The sequence below is a fragment of the Bradyrhizobium shewense genome (assembly GCF_900094605.1).
Classification (GTDB): Bacteria; Pseudomonadota; Alphaproteobacteria; order Rhizobiales; family Xanthobacteraceae; genus Bradyrhizobium; species Bradyrhizobium shewense.
Genome location: NZ_FMAI01000077.1, coordinates 1 through 4,783, shown reverse-complemented (window position 1 = coordinate 4,783; position 4,783 = coordinate 1). Strand labels below are relative to the sequence as shown.

Below are 4,783 nucleotides of genomic sequence, written 5' to 3'. Positions count from 1 at the left end.
CTGGCGCATCGTCGAGATGGACGTCTGGGACAGCGACTTCCTCGATCTTGTCGAAGAGGCGCATCTCACCTTCCAGGGCAAATTCGATGGCGAAATCGCTTTTGGGGCCCTTAAGGGCTTCCTGGACGTGCGCTACGGCACCCGCGACGGATCGGCTTGCGCCGAGTTCTCATGGGAAGGGCACGACGAGAATGATCCGTCCTGCGGTCGCGGATGGGCGATGATCGGCACTGCAGGCAGGCTTGTCGGCCACTTCTACATCCACAATGGCGACGATTCAGGCTTCGTTTGCGAACGCGGCTGAGTTCTTCAACAGCCTGCTAGGTCGGTTTGACAGTGCTCAGCAACTTTAAGAGGCGGGCACGCATTCAACGGGTATTTGGTGCGTGCGCTCTCGGCTGCCGCGAGCAGCACTGCAGTGGAGTTTAAGGCAAAGATCTCGCCAGCGTCGATGCGAAGTAAGTCCCGGCGCCGACCTGGCACCAATAGGATGCTTACAGCCTTGCCGCCTTTGACTACACTGAGGCAGCCGTTGAGGCTTTCGATTCGGGCAGAGACTCCAGCTCTATTCGGGCAAGTCGTGGGACGCCATGACGGTTTGACTTGCGTATGGCTCGATAGCCAACCCTGGGCAACGAATATGGGCAATCTGGCCCACATTTCCCCCGCTCTCAAGCATGTTGGCAAGCTGGGCGGCCGTCACTTCAAACCCCATTCGGCGCCCGATTTCCGGACCACCAGCCGGAGCGTTGGCCGGATCGATGATTTGCAAGACTGAAGTTCCTGCTCAAAACTGTCACCCCACATTGCTCAAGCGGGATTCGGAGACCTCGGTCAGCCGCGAAAGGTTCGCGGGCAGCCTGTCGGCCGCGTTGACGGTTTGGAGCAAGTGCCAGAGAGTGGCGAGGTTGCTTGTTACAAGGGGGCGACCGATCCGCTCCTCAAGCGGTGCGACGCCGCGCAACCAACCAAAGTCTGTGCAACTAATGAACACACCATCGGCATCATTCGGTACTTGGGGAGCGACCCAATCGTTAAGGGGTTCCCAGCAGTTATCCTCAAGTGTCGTCCTTAGATCAAATCCAAAGGCGTGCATCGCAATGTCGAAGCCGCTCCCCTGAAGAAATTTCACGAGACGGTTGGACAGCCATTCATCGTAGGGAGTAAAGACTGCAATCTTCCGGACGCCGAGCGCGCGAAGCGACGACAGCACTGCTCCGGATGTTGTGACGGCAGGCAGGCCCGACGCCTCTTCCATCACCTTCACAACGCTTTCATCGTAGCCTGCGCCTTCGACAAAACTGCCGCCCGTACAACCGAGGGCAATGCCTTTCATCCGACGGGGATGACTAAGCAGCCGCGCAGCCCTCACGCGAGCTTTCCCTCATCGCCGTAAGCTGCTCGATAGTGTCTTCAGAGTTGAGCACTCGGCTGAAATGGAAGCTAACACCGTCCAAGCCTAGCCCCGTGTAGTCACGCTCCAAAACCGTGTTACTCGACGGCACGATGATCCCGAGGCCAAATGACTGCTGGGGCATCTAAATCTCCTTTAACTTCATACCTGCCTAAGCCCGAGATAACCTCGGGCTACTTTGGGATTGCTCAGCATTATTGGACCCGTGCCTAACGCCCGATACGCCCCAACTCAACGACGGCGCTGCGCCGAAGTCGGACCTGGATCGCTACCAATCTTATGCTGCGCGCCATGCGAGCCAACGTTCCTGGATGTGATCCTCATTGCTCTTGCCATCCGGACGTTTCGTCTGGAGCCAGGTGAAATCATCAATGATAAACTTTGAAGCGTTCACCGGGTTAATGCTGAGAAGTGGCGCCAAGTCGGGCGGCAAATATTTGAGCTGGTTTGAATTTGGACCCGGATAGCCAGTCGTTTGCGTGAACGCGGCGGCGATCTGCGCGCGATTCAAGAAGGCAATCAGCTTTTGTGCATTCCCTGTATTGGGACCGCCCTTCGGAATCACTCCCAAAGTGGGACCCACATGAGCGCCGTCTCAACTGATTTTAATTGACGCTCCTTGTCGGATCGCAGCTATGTCACGGCCATCGTACATACTCGTGGCACGTATTCTCGGTTGATCAGAAGCTGCGCCGGCTCTCCTCCAGCGCTCCACCACTTGGAGATGTGAGGTTTAAGCTCGTTTAGTTTTTTGAACGCAATATCGAGCTTGTCGTCCGTGAGCGGCCACATGTCTTTCTTACTGAAGCCGGCGGCGATAAGCGCATACCGGATATTGTTCTGATCCCCAGAAGCGTACAGACCACGCGGTCCAGGAAATTTCTTTACGTCCCAAAAATCCGCCCAGGTTTGGGGCCCGCCCCCCGGGAACGCGCGCTGATCGTAGGCGAGGACCTCGGAGTTATAGTCAATATAGACCGCATCTTTGAGCCGGACCTCGTTGGAAGTACCATCAAGGGACTCTTGATCCCAAAGGCTGTAATCAATCGGCACGAACATTCCAGCTTCGTGCATCTCTGGATAGTTCTTGCGCGGCAGATATGCGATATCCCAATCGACCCGACCGGCCTCGAACATCGCCTTAACCAGTGGCACAGGTAGATCGCCAACTGCTTCCACGACTTTGATGCCGGTGGCCTCTTTGAAGGGCTCAAAAACATATCGTCGAACGCCCTCAGTATAAGAACCACCGTAGCTGAAAGCGACGACTTCTCCAGCGCCCGCGAGCTTGTCCTGTGCCCAAGCGCTAGTGGCCTGGGCGACGAGCGGTACGCTCAGTAAGGCAGCGGTCGACTGCAGCAGTGAGCGGCGACTCAGGCTGCAAAATGAGTCCCCGGAATTCTGCTTGGTTGCCCGCTCGGCATCGATGCGCTCGGCCAGGAACATCAGCTCGCGCGCACGAGAGAATCCGACCAGTCGCGTCAGTAACCAGGCTATACCGCAATCGCTGCCAGGTGCGGCAGCGGGAGCAAGCCTTTCGCTTGCTCTCGCCTGCGACATCGCCGAACTTCGCTTCAATGACACGGCCATCGCTTTCGCCGGTGAGACTCTGAAGTATTCCTCCTAGCACGACGATGGTCTCATCATAATTTACCTTGCGTTCAATCGAGCAGCCATCGTACGTGGCGATGCCCGCGTCGATTGTCTTGCTGATTTCTGGACCGACCAATTGGCAAACACTCGCGGAGCCACCGGCGTCGTTTTGCATCTGCGCAGATACCATGTCCTCGCTCTTCACATAGAGCGCTCCAGCCATAGTCGTTCTCCGTTGTTGGTTCGAGCAACCTTCTAGAGGACACACTTGCCTGTTCGATGCAATTAGTTCGCACAAATGATACTTCGTCGTACCGTTAGTCGTCCTTGTACGTTGTAGTCGTCCTTCGGCGGGATCCCGGACGCGAGAGGGCGAACTTGGTCTGAGCCCCGCAAACTCCTCCAAAAATGAGTAGAGTCTGTCACGTGGGAAGGGATGGAGCATGAAGCCAAGTCGGTTCACAGATGAGCAGATCATTGGGGTTCTGCGGGAGCAGGAAGCCGGAGCAGCAACGGCCGATGTTTGCCATAAACACGGGATCTTCAGCGCCACGTTCTATAAGTGGAAGGCGAGGCATGGCGGCTTGGAAGGTGTCCGACGCCAGGCCGCTCAAGGCATTGCAGGGCGAGAACGCCAAGCTGAAGAAGCTGTTGGCCCAGGCGATGTTCGATAACGTCAAAACAATGGTGACGCCCGTCGCGAGACGAGAGGCCGTCGCTCATGTGCGGACTACCTTCGAAGCGAGCGAGCGGCGGGCGTGCAAAGTCCTTGGCGCAGATCGCGCATCGGTGCGCTATCGCGGCCGGCGAGCCGACGATGCTCTCGTACGTGCCCGTCTCCGCGAACTGGCGGCGATCCGCCGCCGGTTCGGCTACCTTCATCTGCTGGCGCTGACGGGCCGTGAGGGGCTGATCATGAACCATACGAAGTTCCGGCGTCTCTATCGCGAGAAACGGCTTCAAGTCCGCCGGCGTGGTGGACGCAAACGGGCGCTCGGCACCAGGGCGCCGCTTTCGATCCCGCAGGGAGCCAACCAGCGCTGGGGCCTCGACTTCCTGTCGGATGCATTTGCTGATGGCCGACGCTTCCGCATCCTGGCGGTGGTCGACGACTTCACCCGCGAATGTCCGGCGCTGGTCGCCGATAGCTCGTTGCCGGGCCTGCAGGTCGTGCGTGAGCTCGATAGCATCATCGCCTGGCGCAGCCGGCCGACGATGTGCCTGTCCGACGACGGCACCGACTGACAGCATGGCGGTGCTGCGCTTCAGCCAGGAAAGGCAGATCGATTGGCACGACATCGCGCCCGGCAAGCCGACCCAGAATGCCTTCATCGAGAGTTTCAACGCCCGCCTGCCCGACGAATTTCTCAATGAGACGCTGTTGACCTCGCTAGCACAGGCTCGCGCCGTGCTGGCGGCCTAGAAAGACGACTACAACTGCGCATCAGAACACCCATCTGGCTATGTGATTGAAGAGAAGAGATTTTGTTGGGCGGGATGCGATCCCGCGGGGTATTTTGGGTTCTGTCGCGCTCGTTCGGCGATAGTTTGAGCAGCAGTTGTTATCAGCCAGGTGCGGGCGAGGATCCAAGGACCATCCGGCAGAGGATGGATGGATTCGATCTCGCCGGCTTCAGCGGCCAGTCGGAGCGTCTTGGGCGCGATCTTCAGGAGCTTTGCGGCGTTGCCAAGGTTGAGCCATGGCTCGATCCCGTCCTCGGCGGGCTTGAACACCGGGATGTGGTAGTTCGAGCGCATTGATGTGACGCGCTCGCG

General features: G+C 58.2%; 5 protein-coding genes and 2 pseudogenes. 2 read left to right on the top strand and 5 right to left on the bottom strand.

What is annotated here, in order from left to right:
* Positions 1-304 (top strand): hypothetical protein (locus GA0061098_RS43155; RefSeq protein WP_245324006.1); only part of this gene is annotated, 304 nt, incomplete at its 5' end.
* 261 nt (positions 305-565) lie between these two features.
* On the opposite strand, the gene GA0061098_RS44620 is transcribed toward GA0061098_RS43155, so the two are convergent.
* The 4 genes from GA0061098_RS44620 to GA0061098_RS43135 form a co-directional block, all read right to left on the bottom strand.
* Positions 566-772: a hypothetical protein gene (locus GA0061098_RS44620; protein ID WP_129591135.1), complete on the bottom strand. Its 207-nt coding sequence runs from the start codon at positions 770-772 to the stop codon at positions 566-568.
* 24 nt (positions 773-796) lie between these two features.
* Positions 797-1,336: a maleate cis-trans isomerase family protein gene (locus GA0061098_RS43150; RefSeq protein ID WP_091968167.1), complete on the bottom strand. Its 540-nt coding sequence runs from the start codon at positions 1,334-1,336 to the stop codon at positions 797-799.
* 355 nt (positions 1,337-1,691) lie between these two features.
* Positions 1,692-1,985: a type 2 periplasmic-binding domain-containing protein gene (locus GA0061098_RS43140; protein ID WP_129591134.1), complete on the bottom strand. Its 294-nt coding sequence runs from the start codon at positions 1,983-1,985 to the stop codon at positions 1,692-1,694.
* A 62-nt stretch (positions 1,986-2,047) separates the two neighbouring features.
* Positions 2,048-3,004 carry an extracellular solute-binding protein gene (locus GA0061098_RS43135; protein ID WP_091968154.1) on the bottom strand — a complete coding sequence of 319 codons (957 nt, stop codon included), beginning with the start codon at positions 3,002-3,004 and terminating at the stop codon, positions 2,048-2,050.
* Positions 3,005-3,450: 446 nt separating this feature from the next.
* Here GA0061098_RS43135 and GA0061098_RS46875 point away from each other — a divergent pair.
* Positions 3,451-4,424, top strand: a pseudogene (locus GA0061098_RS46875) (IS3 family transposase); the annotation flags it as partial.
* A 44-nt stretch (positions 4,425-4,468) separates the two neighbouring features.
* On the opposite strand, the pseudogene GA0061098_RS46870 reads toward GA0061098_RS46875, so the two are convergent.
* Positions 4,469-4,783, bottom strand: a pseudogene (locus tag GA0061098_RS46870) (recombinase family protein); the annotation flags it as partial.